Below are 22540 nucleotides of genomic sequence, written 5' to 3'. Positions count from 1 at the left end.
AGGCCCGCGAGCTGCTGCAGCGCCTCGGCGCGCTGGAGCCGCGCGGCAAGGGCTGGGCGCTGACCGCCCACGGCCAGGCGATGGCCACGCTGCCGACCCATCCGCGCCTCGCCCACCTGCTGCTGCGCGGGCAGGTGCTCGGCCTCGGCGCGCTGGCCGCCGACCTCGCCGCGCTGCTGTCCGAGCGGGACATCCTGCGTAGCAGCGGTGGCGCCGACCTGCACACTCGCATCGCCCTGCTCGCCGGCGATTCGCGCGCGGCGCGTGGCGCCCAGCGGGGTGCCGCCCAAGGCGGCGTGCAGCGCGCGCGCCAGCTGGCCCGCCAGTTCCGCAGCCTCCTGCCGAGAAAGGTCGAACAGGCGGTGGCCGATCCCGAACATCCGCGCTGGCTCGGCTGCCTGCTGGCCTTCGCCTATCCCGACCGCATCGCCCGCCAGCGCCGCGCAGGCTCAGCCGACTACCGCCTGGCCAACGGCCGCGCGGCGCAGTTCGGTGAGCCCGATGCGCTGATGAAGCACGAGTGGCTGGTGATCGCCGACCTGGGCAGCCGCCAGGGCCAGCGCGAGGAGCGCATCTACCTGGCGACCGACCTCGACCCGGCGCTGTTCGACGGCCCGCTGGCCGAGCAGGTCAGCGCCAGCGAGGTGCTCGACTGGGACGAGCGCGAGGGCGTGCTGCGCGCCGAGCGCCAGCGCAAGGTCGGCGAGCTGGTGCTGTCCAGCGAGGCGCTGGCCGGGCTGGACGAGGCCGCCCGCGGCCGCGCGCTGATCAATCTGGTGCGGCGCAAGGGCCTGGAGCTGCTGGCGTGGACGCCGGAGCTGCGCCAGTGGCAGGCGCGCGTGGCGCTGCTGCGTCGCCTCGACCTGGCGGACAGGGGCACCAGCGAATGGCCGGACGTCTCCGACAGCGCCCTGCTGGCGACGCTGGAGGACTGGCTGCTACCGTACCTGGGCAGGGTCAGCCGCCTCAGCCACTTCGCCGCACTGGACCTTTCGGCGATCCTCCACGGCCTGCTGCCCTGGCCGCTGCCGCAGCGCCTCGACGAGCTGGCGCCCAGGACCCTCGAGGTGCCGTCCGGATCGAAGGTCCGTCTCGACTACGCCGAGGAGCCGCCGGTGCTGGCGGTGCGCCTGCAGGAGCTGTTCGGCCTGGCCGCCACGCCGCGTATCGCCGGCGGGCGCCTCGGCGTCAAGCTGCACCTGCTGTCACCGGCGCAGCGCCCGGTGCAGGTCACCCAGGATCTGGCCAGCTTCTGGGCCAACACCTACGCCGAGGTGAAGAAGGACCTCAAGGGCCGCTATCCCAAGCACTACTGGCCGGACGACCCGCTGGTCGCCGAGCCCACCGCGCGGGCCAAGCCGCGCAAGGCGACCTGAGGAGGGGTGATCATGCCCACGCTCCGCGTGGGCATGCACGCCGGGGCCGCTCCTGCGGCTGGACGCGGAGCGTCCATGGCCCGGGCTCCCACGCAGAGCGCAGGAGCCATCAATCGGGAGCGGGGAGGCAGGCGCTCTCGCTATCCCCTTTCCCGGCAGCTTCCTACAATGCCCGCTCCTTTCCTGTCTCGAGCCATGCCATGGACCTGCTGCCCGCATCCCTCTCCCTGCTCGACGCCGGCATCCTGATCGCCACCGCCGGCTTCACCTCGCTGCTCACCGGCGCCATGGGCATCGGCGGCGGGGTGCTGCTGCTGGCGATCATGGCCGGCATCGTCCCGGCCGCGGCGCTGATCCCGGTGCACGGCCTGGTGCAGCTCGGCTCCAACGGCAACCGCGCCTGGATGACCCGCCGGCACATCGACCGCGGCCTGCTCGGGCGCTTCGCCCTCGGCGCGCTGGGTGGCGCGCTGCTGGCCTCGCTGATCGTCGTCCAGCTGCCGCTGCAGTGGATCCAGTTCAGCGTCGCCGCCTTCATCCTCTACCTGGTCTGGGGGCCCAAGCCGGGGCAGCGCAGCCTGGGTGCCGGCGGGCAGTTGCTGGCCGGCGGCTTCACCACCCTGGTGTCGATGTTCGTCGGCGCCACCGGGCCGCTGGTGGCCGGTTTCCTCCACCGCCACGACATGGACAAGCTGGCGACCACCGCGACCTTCGCCGCCTGCATGAGCGCCCAGCACCTGCTGAAGATGGCGGTGTTCTCGGCGGTCGGCTTCGCCTTCTGGGACTGGCTGCCGCTGGTGGCGGCGATGATCCTCGCCGGCATGGCCGGCACCTGGCTCGGCCTGAAGCTGCTCGACCGCATGCCGGCGGCGCAGTTTAAGCGCATCTTCGCCTGGGTCGTGACCCTGATGGCGCTGCGCCTGCTGTGGCAGGCGAGCGGATTCTGAGGGCGGCGCGCTCGGGTGGCGTACCCACCGCTCGTCGGGCGGCTATGCTGGAAGGGCACAGCAGCCCGAGGGAGGTGCAGCATGTCCGAACCCCATATCGCCCAGCGCGGCCCCTATGCGGTGGCGGTCGAGGCCGGCAAGGAATACTGGTGGTGCCGCTGCGGCCGCAGCCAGAGCCAGCCGTTCTGCGACGGCTCGCACAAGGTCGGGCCCTTCCGACCGCTGCGCTACCTCGCTCCGCGCAGCGAGACCCTGTACTTCTGCGGCTGCAAGCACAGCGCCACGCCGCCGCTGTGCGACGGCAGCCACAAGCTGTTGTAGGCTGAAGTTCCGGACACGCCAGGAGGGCCCCATGCGCCGAGTCATCCGCAAGGTATTCCGCAGCAAGGTATTCGACCGCAAGGTGGTGCTGATCACCGGCGCCTGCGCCGGCATCGGCCGCGCGCTGGCGCTGCGCTTCGCCCAGGGCGGCGCGCGCCTGGTGCTGCTCGATCTCGACCAGGCGGCGCTGGACAGCCTGGCCCAGCACCTGGCCGACCACCACAACGCCCAGAGTCTGGCCCTGCGCTGCGACGTCGCCGACGCCCAGGCGGTGCAGGCGGCGGTGGCCCTGGCGGTGGAGCGCTTCGGCGGCATCGACGTACTGGTCAACAACGCCGCCATCGCCCAGAGCAGCCCGTTCGCCCGGACCGATCTGGCAGTGTTCGAGCGGGTCATGGCGGTCAATTTCTTCGGCGCGCTGCACTGCACCCAGGCGGCGCTGCCGAGCATCCTCGCCCGCCGCGGGCAGATCATCGTGATGAGCTCGCTGTCCGGCTTCGCGCCGATGCTGCACCGCAGCGCCTACAACGCCAGCAAGCATGCCCTGCACGGCCTGTTCGACACCCTGCGCCTGGAGCTGGACGGCAGTGGCGTCAACGTCATGCTGGTGTGCCCCGGCTTCACCGCCACCGACCTGCGCAAGCACGCGCTGGTCGGCGACGGCTCGGTGACGCCGTCGCCGCTGCCCTTCGTCGGCAAGGTCTATGCGCCGCAGGATACCGCCGAGGCCATCTACCGCGGCGCGGTGCGCCGCAGGCGCCTGCTGGTGCTGTCCAACGTCAACTGGGTCGCCCGCCTGCTGGCGCGCTTCGCCCCGCGGTTGTTCGAACGGGTGCTGGTGCCGCGGTTGTCCGGGCTGAAGGCGCAGACGCGCTAGAATCGGCCAGCCGGCCAGTCCCGCGCCGGCGCCGCAAGGAACCCCGTTGAAGAAGATCGCCCTGTTCGCCGATGTGCAGAACCTCTACTACACCGTGCGCCAGGCCCACGGCTGCCACTTCGACTACGCCGCGCTGTGGCGCGAAGTGGCGGCGCGCGGGCAGATCGTCGAGGCCTACGCCTACGCCATCGAGCGCGGCGACCCGCGCCAGCAGCAGTTCCAGCAGACCCTGCGCCGGCTCGGCTTCACCGTGAAGCTCAAGCCGTACATCCAGCGCAGCGACGGCAGCGCCAAGGGCGACTGGGACGTCGGCATCACCATCGACGTGCTCGACGCCGCGGCGCGGGTCGACGAGGTGGTGCTGGCCTCCGGCGACGGCGACTTCGACCTGCTGCTCGAGCGCGTGCGCCGTGGCGGCACCGAGGCCACCGTCTACGGCGTACCAGGCCTTACCGCGCAGTCGCTGCTGCGCGCCGCCGACCGCTACGTGCCGATCGAGGGCGACCTGCTGCTGCGCGGCTGATCGGCGCCGTGCCGGCCGCCGATTGCAGGTAAACTGGCGCCCTCGTTTTTCTGCCGGTTGCCTGCCATGACCTTCGCTTCCCTCGGCCTGATCGAGCCGCTGCTGCGCACGCTCGACGCCCTCGACTATAAAACGCCCACGCCGGTGCAGAGCCAGGCGATCCCCGCCGTGCTCAAGGGCCGCGACCTGATGGCGGCGGCGCAGACCGGCACCGGCAAGACCGCCGGCTTCGCCCTGCCGCTGCTGCAGCGCCTGAGCATGGCAGGGCAGGTGGCGCCCAACTCGGTGCGCGCGCTGATCCTGGTGCCGACCCGCGAGCTGGCCGAGCAGGTCCACGAGAGCTTCCGCGTCTACGGCCAGCACCTGCCGCTGCGCACCCTGGCGGCCTACGGCGGGGTGAGCATCAACCCGCAGATGATGCGCCTGCGCAAGGGCGTCGACGTGCTGGTGGCCACCCCCGGCCGGTTGCTCGACCTGTTTCGCCAGAATGCGGTGCGCTTCGAGCAGGTGGAGACCCTGGTGCTCGACGAGGCCGACCGCATGCTCGACCTGGGTTTTTCCCGCGAGCTCAACGAGCTGTTCGCCATGCTGCCGCGGCGCCGGCAGACCCTGCTGTTCTCGGCGACCTTCTCGGAGACCATCCGCGAGCTGGCCCGCGTGCTGCTGCGCGACCCGCTGAGCATCGAGGTCAGCCCGCGCAACGCCGCGGCGCAGTCGGTCAGGCAGTGGCTGATCCCGGTGGACAAGAAGCGCAAGAGCGAGCTGTTCTGCCACCTGCTCAAGGCGCGGCGCTGGGGCCAGGTGCTGGTGTTCGTCAAGACCCGCAAGGGCGTCGACGAGCTGGTCGACGAGCTGCAGCATCTGGGCGTCAGCGCCGATGCGATCCACGGCGACAAGCCGCAGCCGGCGCGCCTGCGCGCGCTGGAGCGCTTAAAGGCCGGCGAGGTGCAGGTGCTGGTGGCCACCGACGTGGCGGCGCGCGGCCTGGACATCGACGACCTGCCGCTGGTGGTCAACTTCGACCTGCCGATCGTCGCCGAGGACTACGTGCACCGCATCGGCCGCACCGGCCGCGCCGGCGCCAGCGGCGAGGCGCTCTCGCTGGTGTGCGCCGACGAGGTGCAGCTGCTCGCCGCCATCGAGCTGCTGATCCGCCAGGTGCTGCCGCGCCGCGACGAGCCGGACTTCATCCCCGACCACCGCGTGCCGCAGACCACCATCGACGGCCAGGTGGTGAAGAAGCCGAAGAAGCCCAAGAAACCCAAGATCGAACTGGGCAAGCCGGGCAAGGCCGGCAAGCCGCTGGGCAACTGGATCGACAGCAGCGAACCCAGGGTCAAGGCGGTGCGCAAGATGCCCAGCCTGGGCGGCGGCGCCAAGCGTCCGGCGAAGAAGAAGTAGCGGCTACGGCCGCTGCGCGCTGCTGCCGCAGGCGAAGCAGAAGCGCGCGAAGGCGCTCTTGCGCGTCTGGCACTGCGTGCAGTGGTCGAACAGGCTGAGACCGCAGTGCTGGCAGAAGTCGATCTGCGGGTTGTCCAGCTCGACCGGCCGCTCGCAGCCGGGGCAGACCTTCTTGGCCAGGCGCAGCAGCGAGGTGTCGTAGGAGATCTCCTGGCGCCGCTCGGCATCGGGCTTGGCCTCGGCCTCCAGCTGGCGCTGGCGGTAGCGGTTGAACGCGACGATGGCCTGGCGGCCGATCAGCACGGTGATCACCACGCCGACGATGTTGCGCACATAGCCGCCGTAGCTCGGCAGGTAGGGCACCAGCTCGACGAAGAACACGAACAGCGCGAAGTAGATGTAGCCCCACACGAAGGGCCACCAGGTGCTCTTGCGCTGGCGGGCGAACAGCCAGCCGGCGACCAGCAGCAGCGGCAGGGTGATCGCCAGGCGGATCAGGAACACCCTGAGTTCCTGCGCGCTCTGCTGGCTGCTCATCTGATCGAAGGCGGCGCTGCGCAGCGCGTCGAGCTGGCGCTGCGCTCGCTGCTGCGCCTGCTGGGCGTCGAGCAGGTGCTGCTGCTCGGCCTCCACCGTGCTGCGCACCTGGCGCTCGGCCAGGCGCAGGTGCTCCAGCGCCTCGGTGCGCTTGAGCAGCTCGTCATCGCGGTCCGCCTGCTGGGTCACCTGGCGGCTGGCCAGCCAGGCGCTCAGGCTGTCGCGGGCGGTCTGGCTGTTCTGCCGCGCCGCCTCCAGTCTGAGGCGGCTCTGCTCCAGGGCGTCCTGGGCATCTTGGGCCAGGTCGTGCTGGCGCCTGATCTCCTGCTCGATGCGCTGGCTCGCCTCGGCGTCGAGGAAGTCCTCGACCGTGAAGCGCTGCTCGACCAGCGGCAGGTTCTTCACCACCGCGCCGCCGAGGTTGACCAGGAAGCCGGCGAACACCACGGCCACCGCCCACAGGATGAGGCGGAAGAACTTCTCGGAGCGGCGCTGGGCCTTGTTCATGGGGAGCATCCTTCCTCGCTGGACCGGGTCACAGCATAGCCCAGCGCTTTGGCGGCGCACCGGACGCAGCCGGCAGTTCCGCGCGCTGCGCAGCGGCTGCCCCGGGGCGGCGGATCGGCTATCCTCGCCGCTTGCGCTCCATGCCTTCAGGAACTGCGATGATCGTCAGCAAGCTGCCCAACGTCGGCACCACCATCTTCACCACCATGTCCCAGCTCGCCGCGCAGACCGGCGCGCTCAACCTGTCGCAGGGCTTTCCCGACTTCGACGGCCCGCAGGCGCTGCGCGAGGCGGTCGGTCGCCACGTGATGGCCGGGCACAACCAGTACGCGCCGATGACCGGCCTGCCGGCGCTGCGCGAGCAGGTGGCGGCGAAGATCTCCCGCAGCTACGGCCGCAGCGTGGACATGGACAGCGAGGTGACCATCACCCCCGGCGCCACCGAGGCGATCTTCTGCGCGGTGCAGGCGCTGGTGCGCCCGGGCGACGAGGTGATCGTCTTCGACCCCTGCTACGACAGCTACGAGCCCTCGGTGGAGCTGGCCGGCGGGCGCTGCGTGCACGTGCCGCTGGCGCTGCCGGACTTCGCCATCGACTGGCAGCGTCTCAGCGATGCGATCAGCCCGCGCACCCGGCTGATCATCCTCAACAGCCCGCACAACCCCAGCGGCGCGCTGATTTCCTCTGCCGAACTGGCCCAGCTGGCTGCGCTGATCCGCGAGCGCGAGATCTACCTGATCAGCGACGAGGTCTACGAGCACCTGGTGTTCGACGGCGTGCAGCACGCCAGCGTGCTGGCCCACGAGGAGCTGTACCAGCGCGCCTTCGTGGTCAGCTCGTTCGGCAAGACCTACCACGTCACCGGCTGGAAGACCGGCTACGTGGTGGCGCCGCCGGCGCTCACCGCCGAACTGCGCAAGGTCCACCAGTTCGTCACCTTCTGCGGCATCACCCCGCTGCAGTGGGCGCTGGCCGACTACATGACCGCCCATCCCGAGCACGTCGCCGAGCTGCCGGCCTTCTACCAGGCCAAGCGCGACCTGTTCTGCGACCTGCTGCAGGGTTCGCGCTTCACCTTCAAGCGCACCCCCGGCACCTACTTCCAGCTGGCCGACTACTCGGCGATCCGCGACGACCTGAACGACGTGGAGATGTCGCTGTGGCTGACCCGCGAGCACGGCGTGGCGACCATCCCGGTGTCGGTGTTCTACCAGACCCCGCCCGAGGGCCTGCGGCTGGTGCGCTTCTGCTTCGCCAAGCGCGAGGACACCCTGCGCCAGGCCGCCGACAAGCTGTGCCGGGTTTGACCGGTAGGGTGCGCCATGCGCACCACGGATGAATGGTGCGCATGGCGCACCCTACGTCAGCCGACGATCAAGGATTTACGGAGATTCCCATGCGTGACCTGACCGCCTTGCCCGACCTCAAGCTGGCCCTGGTGCAGACCGCCCCGGTCTGGCAGGACCCGGCCGCCAACCATGCCCATTTCGCCCGCCTGCTCGACCAGGCCGCGGGCGCCGACCTGGTGATCCTGCCGGAGATGTTCAGCACCGGCTTCTCCATGGACGCCGCCGCGCTGGCCGAGTTCGAGGACGGCCCGAGCCGCGCCTGGCTGCTTGAACAGGCCGCGCGGCTGAACGCCGTTGTGGTCGGCAGCGTCATCACCCAGGCAGCCGATGGCAGCTACCGCAACCGCCTGTACTGGGCGCGCCCGGACGGCAGCTGCGCCCACTACGACAAGCGCCACCTGTTCCGCATGGCCGGCGAGCACGAACACTATGCGGCGGGCACCGAGCGCGTGCTGCTGGAGCTGAAGGGCTGGAACGTGCGCCCGCTGGTCTGCTACGACCTGCGCTTCCCGGTGTGGAGCCGCGACCCGCACGACACCGACCTCTTGCTGTACATCGCCAGCTGGCCGGCGGCGCGGCGCAACCCGTGGAACCGCCTGCTGCCGGCGCGCGGCATCGAGAACCTCTGCTACGTGGCGGCGGTCAACCGCATCGGCTCCGACGGCAACGGCTACCCGCACGCCGGCGACAGCCAGGTGCTCGACTTCATGGGCGACAGCCTGCTGGACGCCGGTGAGGCCGAAGGCGTGTTCCACGTCACCCTGTCGGCGCAGGCGCTGGCCAAGTTCCGCACGCGCTTCCCGGCGTACCGGGATGCCGACGAGTTCGAGCTGAAGATCTGAAGTCGGAAGTTGCGTAGGGCGGGTTAGCCGCAACGCGGCGTAACCCGCCATGGCGGCCGGCAGGTCGTCTGTTGTGGGTGGGTCGTCGGGTCACGGCCTGCGGCCTGACCCGAACTACGCCTCCCTCTGCTCCTCGCGCACCAGATACGCCTGCTTGTGCCCGCGCGCCTCGTACTCGCGCATCGCCGCCTCGGCGTCGTCGCGCGTGGCGAAGCGGCGCATCGCCACCTCGTTGCCGTTGTCGTCGATGCGGTAGAGCAGCCAGCGCTCTCGCTCCGGGGCTGCGTCTGTCGAGTCGTCCACGCGCCATGCCTCCCGCCGGGCTATGGTTGATCGGGCCAGTATCCTCCCCTGCCCGGAGCTGCCCGATGAAAGAGTTCCTGCCCCTGGCCGAAGTCTATGCCATCCTCGAACCCGGCCCGGTGGTGCTGCTCAGCACCGCGCAGGCGGGGCGGGTCAACCTGATGCCGATGTCCTGGCACACGATGATGGAGTTCGAGCCGCCGCTGGTCGGCTGCGTGGTCAGCGCGGCCAACCATTCCTTCAAGGCGCTGGAGGCGACCGGCGAGTGCGTGCTCAACGTACCGACCGCCGAGCTGCTCGACCAGCTGGTGGCCTGCGGCAACAGCCATGGCGACCAGGTTGACAAGTTCGCCAAGTTCGGCCTCACCGCGCTGCCCTCGGCGCAGGTGGCGGTGCCGCGGGTGGAGGAGTGCTGGGCGAACCTCGAATGCCGGGTGGTCGATCGCCAACTGGTCGGCAGCTACGACTTCTTCGTCCTCGAGGTGGTGCAGGCCTGGCACGACCCGGCGGTGAGCGCGCCGCGCACCCTGCACCACCGCGGCTACGGCCGCTTCATGATCGCCGGCGAGGAAGTGCAGACCGCCTCGAAGATGCGCTAGCTGCGGGCGCGCCGGCGGCGCCACACCCAGGCGTACACCGCCAGGTTCACCGCCAGCACGAAGGCCGCCAGCACGTACTGCATCGGCAGGCTCAGCCAGTCGGGGTAGAGCAGCGGCAGCAGGTAGTGCTCGACGAAGCCCTCGCTGTAGCCGGCCTCGCCGGCACGCAGGCGCAGCTGCTGCTCCCAGGCGGTGAGCGGGCAGCCGCGGCCGGTCAGTTCGACGAAGATCGCCCAGGCCGCCGCCGGCGGGTGCAGCAGCAGGAGGCCGCGCCAGCAGGCCACCAGCAGGCCGCCGAGCAGGGCGAACAGCACGAAGGCCAGGTGCACGACCAGGATGGCGTCGGCGGCCAGGCCCCAGAGCATGGCTAGTGCGCCTTGGCGTAGTCGAGCATGCCCTGGAAGTCGACCACCACCGCCGGCTCGTCGCCGACCACCCAGGCATCGTGGCCCGAGGGCAGCAGCGACAGGTCGCCCGGCCCGCAGTCGAACTCGCTGCCGTCGTCCATCAGGATGTGCAGCACGCCGGAGACGTGGTACTGGAAGTGCGGCGCCTCGCAGCTTTTGGTCTTGGCGATCGGCTGCAGCGAGGTCGACCAGCGCCAGCCGGGCTCGAAGATGGCGCGGCCGACCGTGGCGCCGCCGATGGTGACCAGCTCCAGCCGGCCCTTGGGAAATTCCCGGACCTCGTCCGGTTTGCCGAAGTGCTTGAGTGCCGCCCTGTCCATGATCCACCTCCCGTTTGCAGGTGTCCTGGTGCCGGCTGCCCGTTGCAGTCGGGTCAACAGTTCAAGGTTAGGTCAGCCATGGTGGCGCCCGCGGCTGGTCGGACGCGCGGCGTCAGTGCAGTCCCAGCCGCTCGCGCGCCGGGCGCAGGTGCGGCAGCGGCCAGGCGGCGGCGATGGTCGCCAGCAGCAGGGCGACGCCGAGCAGCGGCAGCTGTGCCAGTCCGAGCTGGGCGCCCAGCCACAGGCCGCCGAACCAGGCGCCGCTGGCGTTGCCGAGGTTGAAGGCGGCGTGGCTGAGGGTGGCGGCCAGGCCCGCGGAGTCGCCGGCCTGTTCCACCAGCAGCAGCTGCAGCGGCGATGAGATGGCGAAGCTGGCCATGCCCCAGCACAGCAGCAGGGCCATGGTCGCCGGCGTGCTGTCGATGAGGACGAGCAGGCCAAGCAGGGCCAGGGCGCTTGCGCCCAGCGCCAGCGGCACGGCATGGCGCAGGCCGCGGTCGGCCAGGCGGCCGCCGAGCAGGTTGCCGAGGGTCAGGCCGACGCCGAACACCAGGAGACTGGTGTTGCTCAGGTTGGCCGACAGGCCGCCGGCCTCGCGCAGCAGCGGGCTGATGTAGGTGAACACGCTGAACAGCGCCACCGAGGACAGGCAGCAGATGGCCAGGGCGTGCAGCACCGGGCGGCGCAGCACGCCGCTCCAGGCGCCGCCGCCATGGCCGGGCACACCCTGGCCGCGTGGCAGCCACGCCCACTGGGCGAGCAGGGTGCAGACGCCGCAGCCGGCCACGGCGAAGAAGGTCATCCGCCAGCTGCTGGCCTGGCCGAACCAGGCGCCCAGCGGTACGCCGAGCACGTTGGCGATGGTCAGGCCGCTGAGCACCAGGGCCATCGCCGAGGCGCGCCGCTGCGGCGGCGCCAGTTCGGCGGCGAGCAGGGTGGCGCAGCCGAAGAAGCCGGCGTGGCTGATGGCGGTGAACAGCCGCGCGGCGACCAGCCAGGCGTAGTCCGGCGCCAGCGCGCAGCCCAGGTTGCCGAGGGTGTAGGCGCCCATCAGCCACAGCAGCGCCCGCCGGCGCGGCAGGCGGCCGAGCAGCGGGCCGAGCAGCGGCGCGCCGACCACCACGCCCATGGCGTAGGCGCTGACCAGGAGGCCGGCGTCGGCCAGGCTGACGCCGAGGTCGCCGGCCACCTCGGGCAGCAGGCCCATGATGATGTATTCGCTGCTGCCGACCACGAAGCCGCCGAGGGCGAGGGCCAGCAGGGGCAGGGACAGCAGGGCTGGAGCGGACATGGGGCGGGGGATTCTCGGGAGTAGTGCCGAGGCGGCAGGTGACGCGGGAGGCGCATTCTAGCGCGGTACGTCGGGGCTGGGGCGTGTGGGTATGATCGTCCCCACGCTCCTGCGTGGGGATGCCGCAGGGGACGCTCCGCGTCCCATCGGCGCGGGCTTGGCTCCCACGCGGGAGCGTGGGAGCGATCAAGGGCGCAACTGGGCGATCTGCCGGTCCTGCAGACGGGCGAGGCCGAGCAGGCCGGTGCTGGCGCCGATCAGCGCCCAGAACATGTCGGCCTGGGTGTCCCAGGGGTCGCCCTGGGTACCGAGGAAGTCGACGGCGCCGCCACCGGCGATCAGCGCCACCGCCCATTCGATCAGCTCGTAGACGGCGCTGATGGCCATCGCCACGCACAGCGAGAGGAAGGCCAGCATGCGCCCGGCGGCGAGGAAGCCCCCGCGCAGGAGGATCTCGCGGGCGATCAGCGCCGGCACGAAGCCCTGCATGAAGTGGCCGAGCTTGTCGTAGGGGTTGCGCGCAAGATCCAGCAGTTCCTGCACCCAGAAGCCGGCCGGCACCCGCGCGTAGGTGTAGGCGCCGCCGAGGATCAGCACCAGGCAGTGCAGGGCGATCAGCCAGTAGAGCAGGTCGGTGAGCGGGAAGCGCCGGTAGCTGGCCAGCAGCAGCGGCGCGGCGATCAGCACCGGCGAGACCTCCAGCCACCAGGTGGGGCGGTCGTAGGGCGAGATGCCGGAGACGATCAGCGCGGCCAGTACCGTCAGGCCCAGTGTTGCGTGCAAAGATCCGTGTCGCATCGCCGTCTCCTTCAGCCAGCTCGTCGTCACCTTAGCCCGCAGCGCCCGGCGGCGTCCATCGGACGCCGCCGGCTCAGTTGTAGGCCAGTCGCTTCTCGCGCGGTGCGCAGCGCTTGAGGTCCACCTCGCCGACATGCGGGTTGGCGTTGCCCTGCACGCAGGCGATGCGCTGGTTGCGCCAGCGTTCCCACTCGCTGACCGGGTACTGGCGGTTCCAGATGTCGTACAGGCGGCGGTCCTGCTTCGACAGGCGTAGCTGGTAGCGCTCGTTCATGTACAGGTAGATGCGCGCGATGGCGCCGCGGCTGTATTCCGCCGGCATGGCGGTGCGCTGCTTGAAGTCGACCACGAAGGGGCAGGCGCCGTACTGGGTGGGCTTGGCGCTGAGCATGCCGAAGCCGAAGTTGCTGCGGTCGCCGTTGACCTCGCCGACGGCCGGCACCAGGTTGTGCAGGTCGGCCTCGGCCTGGCTGAACAGCGGGTCGTTGGCCGTGCAGTTCTTGCGTCCGCCCTGTTGCCAGCACTGGCGCTGGTGGCCGATCACCCAGGCCGGCACCACGTGCTCCCACTCGATGCGCCCGGCGCGGTTGGCGTTCTTGCGCGGTTCATAGCCGCAGCTGTCCAGATCGACGCGGTTGCCGCGGTATTCGCAGCCGCAGTAGAAGTCCACCGGACGGTCGGCGTACAGCTTCCAGGCGATCTTCTTGGCTTCGCGGAAGGTGCGCGGGGCTTCGGCATGGCTGGAGGTGAAGGGGATGACGGCGAGCAGCAGGAGCAGCAGGAAACGCATGGCAGTCTCGACAACGGGCTGAGAGGAGCGTCCATGCGGTTGCCGGGGATTCTACCGCGGCTGATCGAAAAGTCAGTGAAAACAAATGCTTGCGAAGGATTGGCAAGGCGCTGCAGGGGCGAATTCATTCGCCTTGCGCGGTGTCCGGGCGAATGGATTCGCCCCTGCAGGTATCCTGTCCGGGTCCTCTTCGTGCCGAGCCCTCCGCCATGCTAGAAATCTCCAACGCCGTCCACCTGCCCGACAGCGAGATCGAACTCACCGCGATCCGCGCCCAGGGCGCCGGCGGGCAGAACGTCAACAAGGTGTCCAGCGCGGTGCATCTGCGCTTCGACATCCACGCCTCGTCGTTGCCGGAGTTCTACAAGGAACGTCTGCTGGCGCTGCGCGACAGCCGCATCACCGGCGAGGGGGTGATCGTGATCAAGGCGCAGCAGTACCGCACCCAGGAGCAGAACCGCGCCGATGCGCTGGCGCGCCTGGCCGAGCTGATCCGCAGCGTGGCCAAGGTCGAGAAGGCGCGGCGGCCGACCAGGCCGACGCTCGGCTCGAAGCAGCGGCGGCTGGAGGGCAAGAGCAAGCGCGGGGCGATCAAGGCCGGGCGGGGCAAGGTGGATTTCTGAGCGCAAACGCTCAAATGAAAACGCCCCGGACCTGGCGGTCGGGGCGCTCGGGGTAGCGCAAAGCTCAGACTCAGGCCGCCTGCGCCTCGCTCTGGCGCAGGGCGCGGTTCAGCGCGCTGAACAGGGCGCGGAAGCTCGCCGTGGTCAGGTTGCCGTCGATGCCGGCGCCGTGCAGCGGGCGGCCGCCGTCGACGCGCAGCTCGATGTAGGCCGCGGCCTTGGCGTTGCTGCCGCCGCCGATGGCGTGCTCGCTGTAGTCCATCACCTCGACGGCGACCGGCAGGGCGGCGACCAGCGCCTCCAGCGGGCCGTTGCCGGTGCCCTTCAGGGTCTGGCTGCGGCCGTCGTGCTCGACTTCCACCTCGACGCTGGTGATGCCGTCCGCTTCCTGCAGGCGATGGCCCTTGAGGCTGTAGGTCGCCGGGCCGTCGAGGTATTCGGCGACCAGCAGCTCGTGGATCTGCCGCGCGCTCATCTCCAGGCCGTGGCGGTCGGTCTCGCGCTGCACCACCTGGCTGAACTCGATCTGCATGCGCCGCGGCAGGCTGATGCCGTACTCCTGCTCGAGCAGGAAGGTGATGCCGCCCTTGCCGGACTGACTGTTGACGCGGATCACCGCCTCGTAGCTGCGGCCGATGTCGGCCGGGTCGATCGGCAGGTAGGGCACTTCCCAGACGCCTTCCGGGTCCTGCTGGGCGAAGCCCTTGCGGATCGCGTCCTGGTGCGAGCCGGAGAAGGCGGTGTGCACCAGGTCGCCGACGTAGGGGTGACGCGGGTGCACCGGCAGCTGGTTGCACTCCTCGACCACCTTGCGCACGCCGTCGATGTCGGAGAAGTCCAGCTCGGGGTCGACGCCCTGGGTGTACATGTTCAGCGCCACGGTGACGATGTCGACGTTGCCGGTGCGCTCGCCGTTGCCGAACAGGCAGCCTTCCACGCGGTCGGCGCCGGCCAGCAGGCCCAGCTCGGTGGCGGCCACGCCGGTGCCGCGGTCGTTGTGGGTGTGCAGGCTGACCAGCACGCTGTCGCGGCGGTCGATGTGGCGGCAGAACCACTCGATCTGGTCGGCGTAGACGTTCGGGGTGGCCGCCTCGACGGTCGCCGGCAGGTTGAGGATCAGCTTCTGCTCGGGAGTCGGCTGGAACACGCCGATCACCGCGTTGCACACCTCGACGGCGAATTCCGGCTCGGTGGAGCTGAAGATCTCCGGCGAGTACTCGAAGCGCCACTCGGTGTCCGGGTTCTGCTCGGCCAGGCGCTTGATGATCTGCCCGGCGTTGACGGCGATCTGGATCACCCCGGCCTTGTCCTGGTTGAAGACGATGCGGCGGAAGCTCGGCGCGGTGGCGTTGTAGTAGTGGACGATGGCCTTCTTCGCGCCCTTGAGCGACTCGAAGGTGCGGACGATCAGGTCCTCGCGGGCCTGGGTCAGCACCTGGATGGTCACGTCGTCGGGAATGTGGCCACCCTCGATCAGGGTGCGCACGAAGTCGAAGTCGGTCTGCGAGGCGGACGGGAAGCCCACCTCGATTTCCTTGATGCCCACCGCCACCAGGCACTGGAAGAAGCGCAGCTTCTTGTCGGCGTCCATCGGCTCGATCAGCGACTGGTTGCCGTCGCGCAGGTCGGAGCTCAGCCAGATCGGTGCCTTGTCGATCACCTTGCCCGGCCAGGTGCGGTCGGGGATGTCGATCTGCGGGAACGGACGGTACTTGGTCGACGGGTTCTTCAGCATGGGCATGACGGATTTCCTGAAAACGGGGCTGCGGGGGCGGCGGGCAATACGGAATCGGAGCGGACGATGCGGTATTCAGCTGCGCAGTCGGGGGCTGACCAGGTGCAGGCTGAGGTATTGCCGCTGCAGGATGAGGGTGTGGGATGCGTTCATGGCGGCAACCCTAGCGCCGGCTGCGCGCTGATGGCAAGCATTGCCGGAAAATTGGTGGTTTTCGCCACTTCTTTCCTGATAACGATATTCTATGCCGGTTTCAGCGGGTTTCGTTCGCTCGCCTTGCGTGACGGTTTTTCCGCCTGACGCCCTGCGCCGGCGGGCTGGATCCGTGCGTCGCCGTGTCGCACTAGGTGGGCGGCATGGCCCTGTGCGATCATCCCGGCCGCTGACTGCGGCGACTGGCCGCGCAACTTTTCGTAGGGAGACGTCATCGGGTGATTCGGCAAGGGCGCAAGCGCATTGCAGCCTGGCTCGGTCTGTTCGCCATGTTCATGGCGTTCGCCGGCCCGCTGTACTCGCAGCTGCGGGCACTCGACAGCCTGCAGGTGGCGCTCGCCATCGACCTGGACGCGCTGCACTGCGGCGAGGGCCAGAGCCTGCCCGACGACGGCCCGCCCGAGTGGGTCAAGTGCCTCGACCAGTGCGGCTACTGCGGCCTGCTGGCCGGCAGCCCGGCACTGCCGCCGGCCGTGCAGCTGGCCTTGCCGGCGCCGTCCAGCCTGGTCCACCAGTTCCTCCCGCCGATCCAGAGTCTGCCCCAGGCGCCGCCGGCGACCAGCCAGCCACGCGCACCTCCCTTCCGCCACGCCTGAAACCGTTCCCAACCGGTCGTCCGTCTGCCGGCGCGCTGCTGCGCGCCGGCCGCGACCTGCAGTTCGCTGATTTTGCGTGGAATCCATACATGTCCGTTTTCGCTCGTCCGTCCCTGGCGCAGTCGCGCCTGTCCCGTCCGTTCGCCCTGAATCCGTTCCAGCGTCGCTGGTGGCCGGCGCATGCCGCGCTGCTCGGCGCCCTGGCCCTGCCGCTGCAGGCCGCCGAACCGGAAAGTACCGAGAGTGCCGAAGAGGAGGTTGCGCCGCTGATGGTGACCTTCAAGCCGGCGGAGGTGCGCGAGCGCCCCGCGGCCGCGACCCTGGGCGCCACCGAGATCGACGTGAAGGCCCGCTCCGCTGCCGGCGCGAGCACCTCGGACAGCGCCGCTCTGCTGCGCGGTGCGGCGGGGGTCAGCCTGAACAATGCGGGCGGCATTTCCAGCCTGCCGTCGATCCGCGGCCTGGCCGACGACCGTCTGCGCATCAAGGTGGACGGCATGGATCTGGTGGCCTCCTGCCCGAACCACATGAACCCGGCGCTTTCCTACATCGACCCCAGCAACCTGGGCAAGCTGCAGGTCTTCGCCGGCATCACGCCGGTGAGTCTGGGCGGTGACAGCATCGGTGGCACCATCGTCGCCGAGAGTCTGGCGCCTGAGTTCGCCGCCGCGGGCGAAACCCTGGACAAGGGCTCGGTGGGAGCCTTCCTGCGCAGCAACAACGATGCGCGCGGCGGCAACGTGTCGCTGATGCACGCCAACGACGCGTTCAACATCCGCTACGCCGGCAGCTACAGCAAGGCCAACAACTACATGGCCGGCGACGACTTCAAGACCAGCACCGCCACCGGCCGTCCCGGCGAGAGCAGCGCGCTGGACGAGGTCGCTTCCACGGCCTACGAAACGCGCAGCCATCAACTGACCATGGCCTACAAGCTCGGAGAGGATCTGCTGGAGCTGTCCCTGGGCCAGCACGAGGTGCCGCAGGAGCTGTTCCCCAACCAGCGCATGGACCTGACCGACAACACCCAGCAGCGCATCAACCTGCGTTACCTGAGCCGCTTCGCCTGGGGCAGCCTGGAAACCCGGGTGTACCGCGAGACCGTCGACCACGAGATGGACTTCGGTCCGGACAAGCGCTTCTGGTACGGTAGTGCTTCAGGGGCTGGCACAGCCTGCGGCCCGATCGGCGCGACCTGCGCCGCCGGCATGCCGATGAACAGCGAAAGCACCACCCTCGGCGCCAGCGCCAAGGCCAGCATCGAGCTGAACGAGCGCGACCTGCTGCGCCTGGGCAGCGAGTACCAGCGCTATCGGCTCGACGACTACTGGCCGGCTTCCGGCGGCGGCATGTGGCCGGGCACCTTCGAGAACATCAACGACGGTAAGCGTGATCGGCTGGCGCTGTTCGGCGAGTGGGAGCGCGAGATCGATCCGGCCTGGCTGACGCTGGTCGGCCTGCGTTACGAGCACGTGTCCAGCAGCGCCGGCGTGGTGCACGGCTACGGCAATGCCATGGGCAGCCAGATCCCCGATGCGGCGGCCTTCAATGCCAGCGATCGCAGCCAGAGCGATGACAACTGGGACTTCACCGCGCTGGCCCGCTACAACCATGACGCGAACCTGGACGTCGAGTTCGGCTACGCGCGCAAGGTGCGCTCGCCCAACCTGTACGAGCGCTACACCTGGTCGACCTGGCCGATGGCGGCGGTGATGAACAACTTCGTCGGCGACGGCAATGGCTATGTCGGCGACATCGGCCTCGAGCCGGAAACCGCCCACACGGTGTCCGCCACCCTCGACTGGCACAGCGCCGACCGGCGCCACGAGCTGAAGGTCACGCCGTTCTACACCCATGTCGACGACTACATCGATGCCGTGGCGCGGCCGGGCTGGACCGCCGGCCGATTCAACGTGCTGCAGTACGCCAACCAGACCGCACGCATCTACGGCGTGGATGTCTCGGGGCGCATGCCGCTGATGCGCAACGCACTCGGCCAGTGGGGGCTGGAAGCGCTGGTCAACTACAGCGACGGCAAGAACCGCGACAGCGGTGACGAGCTGTACAACATCATGCCCCTCAATACGACCGTGGCCCTGACCCAGCAGCTGGGCGGCTGGAGCAACAGCCTGGAGATGCTCAGCGTGACGGCCAAGAACGACGGCTCGGACGTGCGCAACGAAATCGAAACCGCCGGCTATACGCTGTTCAACCTGCGCCTGAGCCACAACTGGGACCAGGTGCGGGTGGATGCGGGCGTCGAGAACCTGGCGGACAAGTTCTACTACCTGCCGACCGGGGGCGCCTACACGGCGCAGGGCCGCACCATGAGCATCAACGGCATCCCGTCGGGCATCGGCGTGCCGGGCATGGGCCGCACCTTCTACACCGGGGTGACGGTGAGCTTCTGATCTCGGCGGAGGCTGAGCGTGCCCGCGCTCCGGCGTGGGCACGCATCCCGTGCCGCGCCGGCGGCGGAGCGTGGCGGCCACCGACTGTCCGGCGTCTGGCCGTGCCTCGGGCGTGCCCGGCCTAGCGCTCGCGCCGCTCGGCCGCCGGCAGCCGCCACTCGCGCAGGTCGGCGCCGCTCGGATACTGGAACACGCGCAGGCCGAACTCCGGAAGGATCGCCAGCAGGTGGTCGAAGATGTCCGCCTGGATGCGCTCGTAGTCGGCCCACACGGTGGTGGCGGTGAAGCAGTACAGCTCCAGCGGCAGGCCGGTGGCGGTGGGGGCGAGCTGGCGCACCAGCAGGGTCATGTCCTGGCGGATGTACGGGGCGTGGCGCAGGTAGTTCTCCACGTAGGCGCGGAAGGTGCCGAGGTTGGTCAGGCGCAGCTGGTTGAGCGGCGCGGCCCCCTGGACGAGCAGATGGCGGTTCCACTCGTCCAGTTCGGCGCGCTTGCCGCTCAGGTAGTCGCGCAGCAGGGTGAAGTGGCGCAATTGCTCGATCTGCGCGGCGTCGATGAAGCGCACGCTGTCCTGGTCCAGGTACAGGCTGCGTTTGATCCGCCGCCCGCCCGACTCGTGCATGCCGCGCCAGTTCTTGAACGGGTCGCTGATGAAGCGCTTGGTGGGGATGCAGGTGATGGTCTTGTCCCAGTTCTGCACCTTGACCGTGTGCAGGGCGATGTCGATCACGTCGCCGTCGGCGTTCAGCGCCGGCATCTCCACCCAGTCGCCGACGCGGAGGATGTCGTTGGAGGAGATCTGCACGCTGGCCACCACCGAGAGCAGGGTGTGCTGGAAGATCAGCATCAGCACCGCCGCCATGGCGCCGAGGCCGGAGAGCAGGATCAGCGGCGAGCGGTCGACCAGCGTGGCGACCATCAGGATGGCCGCGAGGGCGTAGACCGCGAACTCCAGCACCTGCAGGTAGCCCTTGATCGGCTTGAGGTGGGCGTCCGGGCGCTGTTCGTAGAGACGGTTGGCCTGGCGCAGTGCGCCGCCGATGGCCAGGGCGATGGTCAGCACGACGAAGGCGCGGCAGACGTTCTCCACCACGGTCACCACCGCCGGGTGCAGGCCGGGGATCAGCGTCACCCCGCTGGAGAGGATCAGCGCCGGCACGATGTTGGACAGGCGGCGGACGACGCTGTGCTCGTAGCTGGGCAGGTGGCGCCCCAGTGGCGTGGCGCTCAGGGTGCGGTGCAGGGCGCGCGCCAGCAGGTGCTTGACGGTCCAGTTGGCCAGCCAGGCGGTGCCCAGCAGCAGGGCGGCGCTCAGCGCGGTGAACAGGTAGGGCCGGGTCTGCAGCCAGTCGAGGGTGGAGGAGAGTGCGTCGAGCATGAGCTTCTCCTTGGCGCGTGGCCCGGGAGACGCCGCGCGCGGCGGCGCGGCCGCGTGCGGCGTCGGGCTGATCTTCCAGTGTAGATGCGGCGGTCGATCGGCGGGCCCCCGCGCGCGGGGCTCGCCGTGCGGCTCAGGCGTGCGCGGTCTGGCGCTCGCGTGGCTCCACGGCCGGCGCGCGCCACTCGCGCATATCGGCGCCGCTGGGGTGCTGGAACACGCGCAGGCCGAACTCCGGGAGGATCGCCAGCAGGTGGTCGAACAGGTCGGCCTGGATGGCCTCGTACTCGGCCCAGGCGGTGGTCGCGGTGAAGCAGTAGAGCTGCAGCGGCAGGCCGTCGGCGCCGGGGGCGAGCTGGCGCACCAGCAGGGTCATGTCCTGGCGGATGCGCGGGTTGTGGCGCAGGTAGTTCTCCATGTAGACGCGGAAGGTGCCGAGGTTGGTCAGCCGGCGCTGGTTGAGCGGCGCCAGGCCCTTCTCGCCGAGGCGCCGGTTCCATTCGCCCAGCTCGTCCTGCTTGTGCTCCAGATAGTCGTGCAGCAGGGCGAAGCGGCCGAGCCGGGCGATTTCCTCGCTGTCCAGGAAGCGCACGCTGTTCTGGTCCAGGTACAGGTTGCGCATGATCCGCCGGCCGCCCGATTCCTGCATGCCGCGCCAGTTCTTGAACGGGTCGCTGATGAAGCGCTTGGTCGGGATGCAGGTGATGGTCTTGTCCCAGTTCTGCACTTTCACGGTGTGCAGGGCGATGTCGATCACGTCGCCGTCGGCGTTCAGCGCCGGCATCTCCACCCAGTCGCCGACCCGGACGATGTCGCTGGAGCTGATCTGCACGCTGGCCACCAGCGACAGCAGGGTGTCCTGGAAGATCAGCATCAGCACCGCGGCCATGGCGCCGAGGCCGGAGAGCAGGATCAGCGGCGAGCGGTCGATCAGGCTGGCGACGATCAGGATGCTGGCGATGGCGTAGACGACGATCTGCACCACCTGCAGGTAGCCCTTGATCGGCTTGAGATGGGCGTCCGGGCGCTGCTGGTAGAGCGCGTTGGCGACCTTGAGCAGCCCGCCGATGGCCAGCGCCACGGTCAGCACGACGAACGCCTGGCAGACGTTCTCCACCACGGTCACCGCGGCCTGCGGCAGGTGCGGGATCAGCTTGATGCCGCTGGACAGCACCAGCGACGGGACGATGTTGGACAGGCGGCGGACGATGCTCTGCTCGCCGGTGACGATGTGCCGGCCGATGGCGGTGGCGCCGAGGGCGCGGTGGATGCCGCGTACCAGCAGGCGCTTGACGATCCAGTTGGCCAGCCAGGCGACGCTGGCCAGCAGGGCCACGCAGACGGCGGCGAACAGCTGCGGCTGCGCCTGCAGCCAGTCGAGGGTTGGGGTGAGTTCGCTGGGCATGGGCTTCTCCTTGTCGCGAGCGGGGGAGCGCTCGGGCTCCCGGTGAGTGCCTCTCGGGCAGGGGGCTGCGGGTGCGGCGCGGCCCGGATGGCGGGGCGGGCCCGCCGATCGAGAACATCCGCCTCAGGGGCGGAAGGCACCGATGAAGATGCTCGGGTCGACCCGGGCATCGTTGAGGCTGACGTTCCAGTGCAGGTGCGCTCCGGTGGCGCGGCCGGTGGCGCCGACCTTGCCGAGCACGGCGCCGCGCGCCAGTTCGTCGCCGACTCTGACATCGATCCGTGACAGATGGCAGAACATGCTGATCAGGCCCTGGCCGTGGTCGACGAACACGGTGCGGCCGTTGAAGAAGTAGTCGCCGACCAGGATCACCCTGCCGGCCGCCGGCGCCTTCACCGGGGTGCCGGCCGGCACGGCGAAGTCGAGGCCCGAGTGCGGGTTGCGCTCCTCGCCGTTGAAGAAGCGGCGCAGGCCGAACGGGCTGGACAGCGGCCCGGCGACCGGCTTGTCGAACAGCAGGTTGCTCGGCTGGCGCGGGCTGAACTGGCGATAGGCGTCGGTCTGCTCGGCCAGCTCGCGCTCGATGCGCCTGAGGCTGGCGGGGCTCGGGTTGACCTGTTCCTTGTTCTTCAGGGTGATGTGCTGCTGCTTGTAGTCGCGGGCGCCGACGGTGAAGCCCAGGCGGCGGCCGTCGTCCACGTCGATGCGCTGCTGCCCCGGCTGGACGCTCAGCGGCACGCCGACCACGGCGAGCCAGCGCCTGCCGTCCTCGCGCACCACCAGCACCGGCTTGCCCTGGTAGCGGGCACCCGGCCGCGCCGGGCCGTCGCCCAGGTCGACCACCGCCACGCCGCCGGGCACCGGCTTGTCGAGCAGGCGCGACAGGAAACCCTCGGCCAGCGCCACGGGCGCGGACAGGGCGAGGAGCAGGGCGGACAGCAGAGCGTACGGTCGGAGCATGGCGGCGGGCAACGGGGGGACGGGCGCCCCC

At 69.9% G+C, this 22540-nt stretch carries 24 protein-coding genes; 13 read left to right on the top strand and 11 right to left on the bottom strand.

Features of this window, described 5'->3' with window-relative positions; translation table 11 throughout:
* The 6 genes from E5198_RS08890 to E5198_RS08865 all read left to right on the top strand — a co-directional run.
* Nucleotides 1-1376, top strand: a 1376-nt coding sequence (locus E5198_RS08890; RefSeq protein ID WP_305956042.1) for an ATP-dependent helicase C-terminal domain-containing protein, incomplete at its 5' end; no start/stop codon positions are given.
* 200 nt (nucleotides 1377-1576) lie between these two features.
* Entirely contained in the window at nucleotides 1577-2323 is a 747-nt protein-coding gene (locus E5198_RS08885) for a sulfite exporter TauE/SafE family protein (RefSeq protein ID WP_136489640.1), read from the top strand.
* An 81-nt stretch (nucleotides 2324-2404) separates the two neighbouring features.
* Nucleotides 2405-2644 (top strand): CDGSH iron-sulfur domain-containing protein, encoded by a 240-nt coding sequence (locus E5198_RS08880; protein ID WP_136489639.1) that lies wholly within the window; start codon nucleotides 2405-2407, stop codon nucleotides 2642-2644.
* A 31-nt stretch (nucleotides 2645-2675) separates the two neighbouring features.
* The gene (locus tag E5198_RS08875) at nucleotides 2676-3521 is read left to right on the top strand and encodes an SDR family oxidoreductase (RefSeq protein WP_136489638.1); all 846 of its coding nucleotides are present in this window, start codon (nucleotides 2676-2678) and stop codon (nucleotides 3519-3521) included.
* A 46-nt stretch (nucleotides 3522-3567) separates the two neighbouring features.
* Nucleotides 3568-4044, top strand: a complete 477-nt coding sequence (locus E5198_RS08870) for an NYN domain-containing protein (RefSeq protein WP_136489637.1) — start codon at nucleotides 3568-3570, stop codon at nucleotides 4042-4044.
* A 66-nt stretch (nucleotides 4045-4110) separates the two neighbouring features.
* On the top strand, nucleotides 4111-5445 hold the full coding sequence (locus E5198_RS08865) for a DEAD/DEAH box helicase (RefSeq protein WP_136489636.1): 1335 nt from the start codon (nucleotides 4111-4113) through the stop codon (nucleotides 5443-5445).
* Between the two features lie 3 nt (nucleotides 5446-5448).
* Here E5198_RS08865 and E5198_RS08860 read toward each other — a convergent pair whose 3' ends face one another.
* A complete protein-coding gene (locus tag E5198_RS08860) occupies nucleotides 5449-6489 on the bottom strand; it encodes a zinc ribbon domain-containing protein (RefSeq protein ID WP_136489635.1) in 1041 nt (346 codons plus the stop codon).
* 158 nt (nucleotides 6490-6647) lie between these two features.
* Between E5198_RS08860 and E5198_RS08855 the strand changes: the two genes are divergently transcribed.
* Both E5198_RS08855 and E5198_RS08850 read left to right on the top strand, forming a co-directional pair.
* Nucleotides 6648-7796, top strand: coding sequence for a pyridoxal phosphate-dependent aminotransferase (locus E5198_RS08855; protein ID WP_136489634.1), 1149 nt, complete (start codon nucleotides 6648-6650; stop codon nucleotides 7794-7796).
* A gap of 89 nt (nucleotides 7797-7885) precedes the next feature.
* Nucleotides 7886-8680, top strand: a complete 795-nt coding sequence (locus E5198_RS08850) for an amidohydrolase (protein WP_136489633.1) — start codon at nucleotides 7886-7888, stop codon at nucleotides 8678-8680.
* A 114-nt stretch (nucleotides 8681-8794) separates the two neighbouring features.
* Here the strand turns inward: E5198_RS08850 and E5198_RS08845 are convergent, their stop codons facing one another.
* Complete coding sequence (locus E5198_RS08845) at nucleotides 8795-8983, bottom strand: hypothetical protein (RefSeq protein ID WP_136489632.1); 189 nt, start codon at nucleotides 8981-8983, stop codon at nucleotides 8795-8797.
* Nucleotides 8984-9048: 65 nt separating this feature from the next.
* Between E5198_RS08845 and E5198_RS08840 the strand changes: the two genes are divergently transcribed.
* On the top strand, nucleotides 9049-9582 hold the full coding sequence (locus E5198_RS08840) for a flavin reductase family protein (protein WP_136489631.1): 534 nt from the start codon (nucleotides 9049-9051) through the stop codon (nucleotides 9580-9582).
* Here E5198_RS08840 and E5198_RS08835 read toward each other — a convergent pair.
* The 5 genes from E5198_RS08835 to E5198_RS08815 all read right to left on the bottom strand — a co-directional run bounded on the left by E5198_RS08835 (nucleotide 9579) and on the right by E5198_RS08815 (nucleotide 13188).
* Nucleotides 9579-9947, bottom strand: a complete 369-nt coding sequence (locus E5198_RS08835; RefSeq protein ID WP_136489630.1) for a DUF2784 domain-containing protein — start codon at nucleotides 9945-9947, stop codon at nucleotides 9579-9581. The genes E5198_RS08840 and E5198_RS08835 overlap by 4 nt on opposite strands.
* Nucleotides 9948-9949: 2 nt before the next feature.
* Complete coding sequence (locus E5198_RS08830) at nucleotides 9950-10309, bottom strand: cupin domain-containing protein (protein WP_136489629.1); 360 nt, start codon at nucleotides 10307-10309, stop codon at nucleotides 9950-9952.
* Nucleotides 10310-10421: 112 nt separating this feature from the next.
* Nucleotides 10422-11600, bottom strand: coding sequence for an MFS transporter (locus tag E5198_RS08825; protein ID WP_136489628.1), 1179 nt, complete (start codon nucleotides 11598-11600; stop codon nucleotides 10422-10424).
* Between the two features lie 186 nt (nucleotides 11601-11786).
* Nucleotides 11787-12398 (bottom strand): DUF2238 domain-containing protein, encoded by a 612-nt coding sequence (locus E5198_RS08820; protein ID WP_136489627.1) that lies wholly within the window; start codon nucleotides 12396-12398, stop codon nucleotides 11787-11789.
* Between the two features lie 73 nt (nucleotides 12399-12471).
* Nucleotides 12472-13188, bottom strand: a complete 717-nt coding sequence (locus tag E5198_RS08815; RefSeq protein WP_136489626.1) for an endonuclease — start codon at nucleotides 13186-13188, stop codon at nucleotides 12472-12474.
* Nucleotides 13189-13397: 209 nt separating this feature from the next.
* Between E5198_RS08815 and arfB the strand changes: the two genes are divergently transcribed.
* Nucleotides 13398-13811, top strand: coding sequence for an alternative ribosome rescue aminoacyl-tRNA hydrolase ArfB (arfB, locus tag E5198_RS08810; protein ID WP_136489625.1), 414 nt, complete (start codon nucleotides 13398-13400; stop codon nucleotides 13809-13811).
* 70 nt (nucleotides 13812-13881) lie between these two features.
* Here the strand turns inward: arfB and leuA are convergent, their stop codons facing one another.
* Entirely contained in the window at nucleotides 13882-15552 is a 1671-nt protein-coding gene (leuA, locus tag E5198_RS08805; RefSeq protein WP_136489624.1) for a 2-isopropylmalate synthase, read from the bottom strand.
* A gap of 60 nt (nucleotides 15553-15612) precedes the next feature.
* On the opposite strand from leuA, the gene E5198_RS08800 reads away from it, so the two are divergent.
* From E5198_RS08800 to E5198_RS08790, 3 genes are all read left to right on the top strand, one after another.
* Nucleotides 15613-15846 (top strand): hypothetical protein, encoded by a 234-nt coding sequence (locus E5198_RS08800; protein WP_136489623.1) that lies wholly within the window; start codon nucleotides 15613-15615, stop codon nucleotides 15844-15846.
* Between the two features lie 131 nt (nucleotides 15847-15977).
* Nucleotides 15978-16355, top strand: a complete 378-nt coding sequence (locus E5198_RS08795; protein WP_136489622.1) for a DUF2946 domain-containing protein — start codon at nucleotides 15978-15980, stop codon at nucleotides 16353-16355.
* 89 nt (nucleotides 16356-16444) lie between these two features.
* Entirely contained in the window at nucleotides 16445-18766 is a 2322-nt protein-coding gene (locus tag E5198_RS08790) for a TonB-dependent receptor (RefSeq protein WP_136489621.1), read from the top strand.
* Nucleotides 18767-18887: 121 nt separating this feature from the next.
* Here the strand turns inward: E5198_RS08790 and E5198_RS08785 are convergent, their stop codons facing one another.
* The 3 genes from E5198_RS08785 to E5198_RS08775 form a co-directional block, all read right to left on the bottom strand.
* Entirely contained in the window at nucleotides 18888-20144 is a 1257-nt protein-coding gene (locus E5198_RS08785; RefSeq protein WP_136489620.1) for a mechanosensitive ion channel family protein, read from the bottom strand.
* 133 nt (nucleotides 20145-20277) lie between these two features.
* Entirely contained in the window at nucleotides 20278-21549 is a 1272-nt protein-coding gene (locus tag E5198_RS08780; RefSeq protein ID WP_136489619.1) for a mechanosensitive ion channel family protein, read from the bottom strand.
* A gap of 123 nt (nucleotides 21550-21672) precedes the next feature.
* A complete protein-coding gene (locus E5198_RS08775; protein ID WP_136489618.1) occupies nucleotides 21673-22509 on the bottom strand; it encodes a peptidoglycan DD-metalloendopeptidase family protein in 837 nt (278 codons plus the stop codon).
* Between the last annotated feature and the right edge of the window lie 31 nt (nucleotides 22510-22540).

The sequence above is a fragment of the Pseudomonas sp. A-1 genome, assembly GCF_004801855.1.
Classification (GTDB): domain Bacteria; phylum Pseudomonadota; class Gammaproteobacteria; order Pseudomonadales; family Pseudomonadaceae; genus Geopseudomonas.
The sequence above is the reverse complement of the archived record's forward strand: the minus strand, read 5'-3'. Positions and strand labels throughout refer to the sequence as shown.

Coding starts and splice junctions, on each gene's coding strand:
- E5198_RS08885 (WP_136489640.1), top strand. CDS start 1,577: ATGGACCTGCTGCCCGCATCCCTCTCCCTGCTCGACGCCGGCATCCTG.
- E5198_RS08790 (WP_136489621.1), top strand. CDS start 16,445: ATGTCCGTTTTCGCTCGTCCGTCCCTGGCGCAGTCGCGCCTGTCCCGT.
- E5198_RS08775 (WP_136489618.1), bottom strand. CDS start 22,509: ATGCTCCGACCGTACGCTCTGCTGTCCGCCCTGCTCCTCGCCCTGTCC.
- leuA (WP_136489624.1), bottom strand. CDS start 15,552: ATGCCCATGCTGAAGAACCCGTCGACCAAGTACCGTCCGTTCCCGCAG.
- E5198_RS08860 (WP_136489635.1), bottom strand. CDS start 6,489: ATGAACAAGGCCCAGCGCCGCTCCGAGAAGTTCTTCCGCCTCATCCTG.
- E5198_RS08825 (WP_136489628.1), bottom strand. CDS start 11,600: ATGTCCGCTCCAGCCCTGCTGTCCCTGCCCCTGCTGGCCCTCGCCCTC.
- E5198_RS08855 (WP_136489634.1), top strand. CDS start 6,648: ATGATCGTCAGCAAGCTGCCCAACGTCGGCACCACCATCTTCACCACC.
- E5198_RS08850 (WP_136489633.1), top strand. CDS start 7,886: ATGCGTGACCTGACCGCCTTGCCCGACCTCAAGCTGGCCCTGGTGCAG.
- arfB (WP_136489625.1), top strand. CDS start 13,398: ATGCTAGAAATCTCCAACGCCGTCCACCTGCCCGACAGCGAGATCGAA.
- E5198_RS08815 (WP_136489626.1), bottom strand. CDS start 13,188: ATGCGTTTCCTGCTGCTCCTGCTGCTCGCCGTCATCCCCTTCACCTCC.
- E5198_RS08875 (WP_136489638.1), top strand. CDS start 2,676: ATGCGCCGAGTCATCCGCAAGGTATTCCGCAGCAAGGTATTCGACCGC.
- E5198_RS08785 (WP_136489620.1), bottom strand. CDS start 20,144: ATGCTCGACGCACTCTCCTCCACCCTCGACTGGCTGCAGACCCGGCCC.
- E5198_RS08780 (WP_136489619.1), bottom strand. CDS start 21,549: ATGCCCAGCGAACTCACCCCAACCCTCGACTGGCTGCAGGCGCAGCCG.
- E5198_RS08880 (WP_136489639.1), top strand. CDS start 2,405: ATGTCCGAACCCCATATCGCCCAGCGCGGCCCCTATGCGGTGGCGGTC.
- E5198_RS08800 (WP_136489623.1), top strand. CDS start 15,613: ATGCGGTATTCAGCTGCGCAGTCGGGGGCTGACCAGGTGCAGGCTGAG.
- E5198_RS08830 (WP_136489629.1), bottom strand. CDS start 10,309: ATGGACAGGGCGGCACTCAAGCACTTCGGCAAACCGGACGAGGTCCGG.
- E5198_RS08835 (WP_136489630.1), bottom strand. CDS start 9,947: ATGCTCTGGGGCCTGGCCGCCGACGCCATCCTGGTCGTGCACCTGGCC.
- E5198_RS08865 (WP_136489636.1), top strand. CDS start 4,111: ATGACCTTCGCTTCCCTCGGCCTGATCGAGCCGCTGCTGCGCACGCTC.
- E5198_RS08840 (WP_136489631.1), top strand. CDS start 9,049: ATGAAAGAGTTCCTGCCCCTGGCCGAAGTCTATGCCATCCTCGAACCC.
- E5198_RS08820 (WP_136489627.1), bottom strand. CDS start 12,398: ATGCGACACGGATCTTTGCACGCAACACTGGGCCTGACGGTACTGGCC.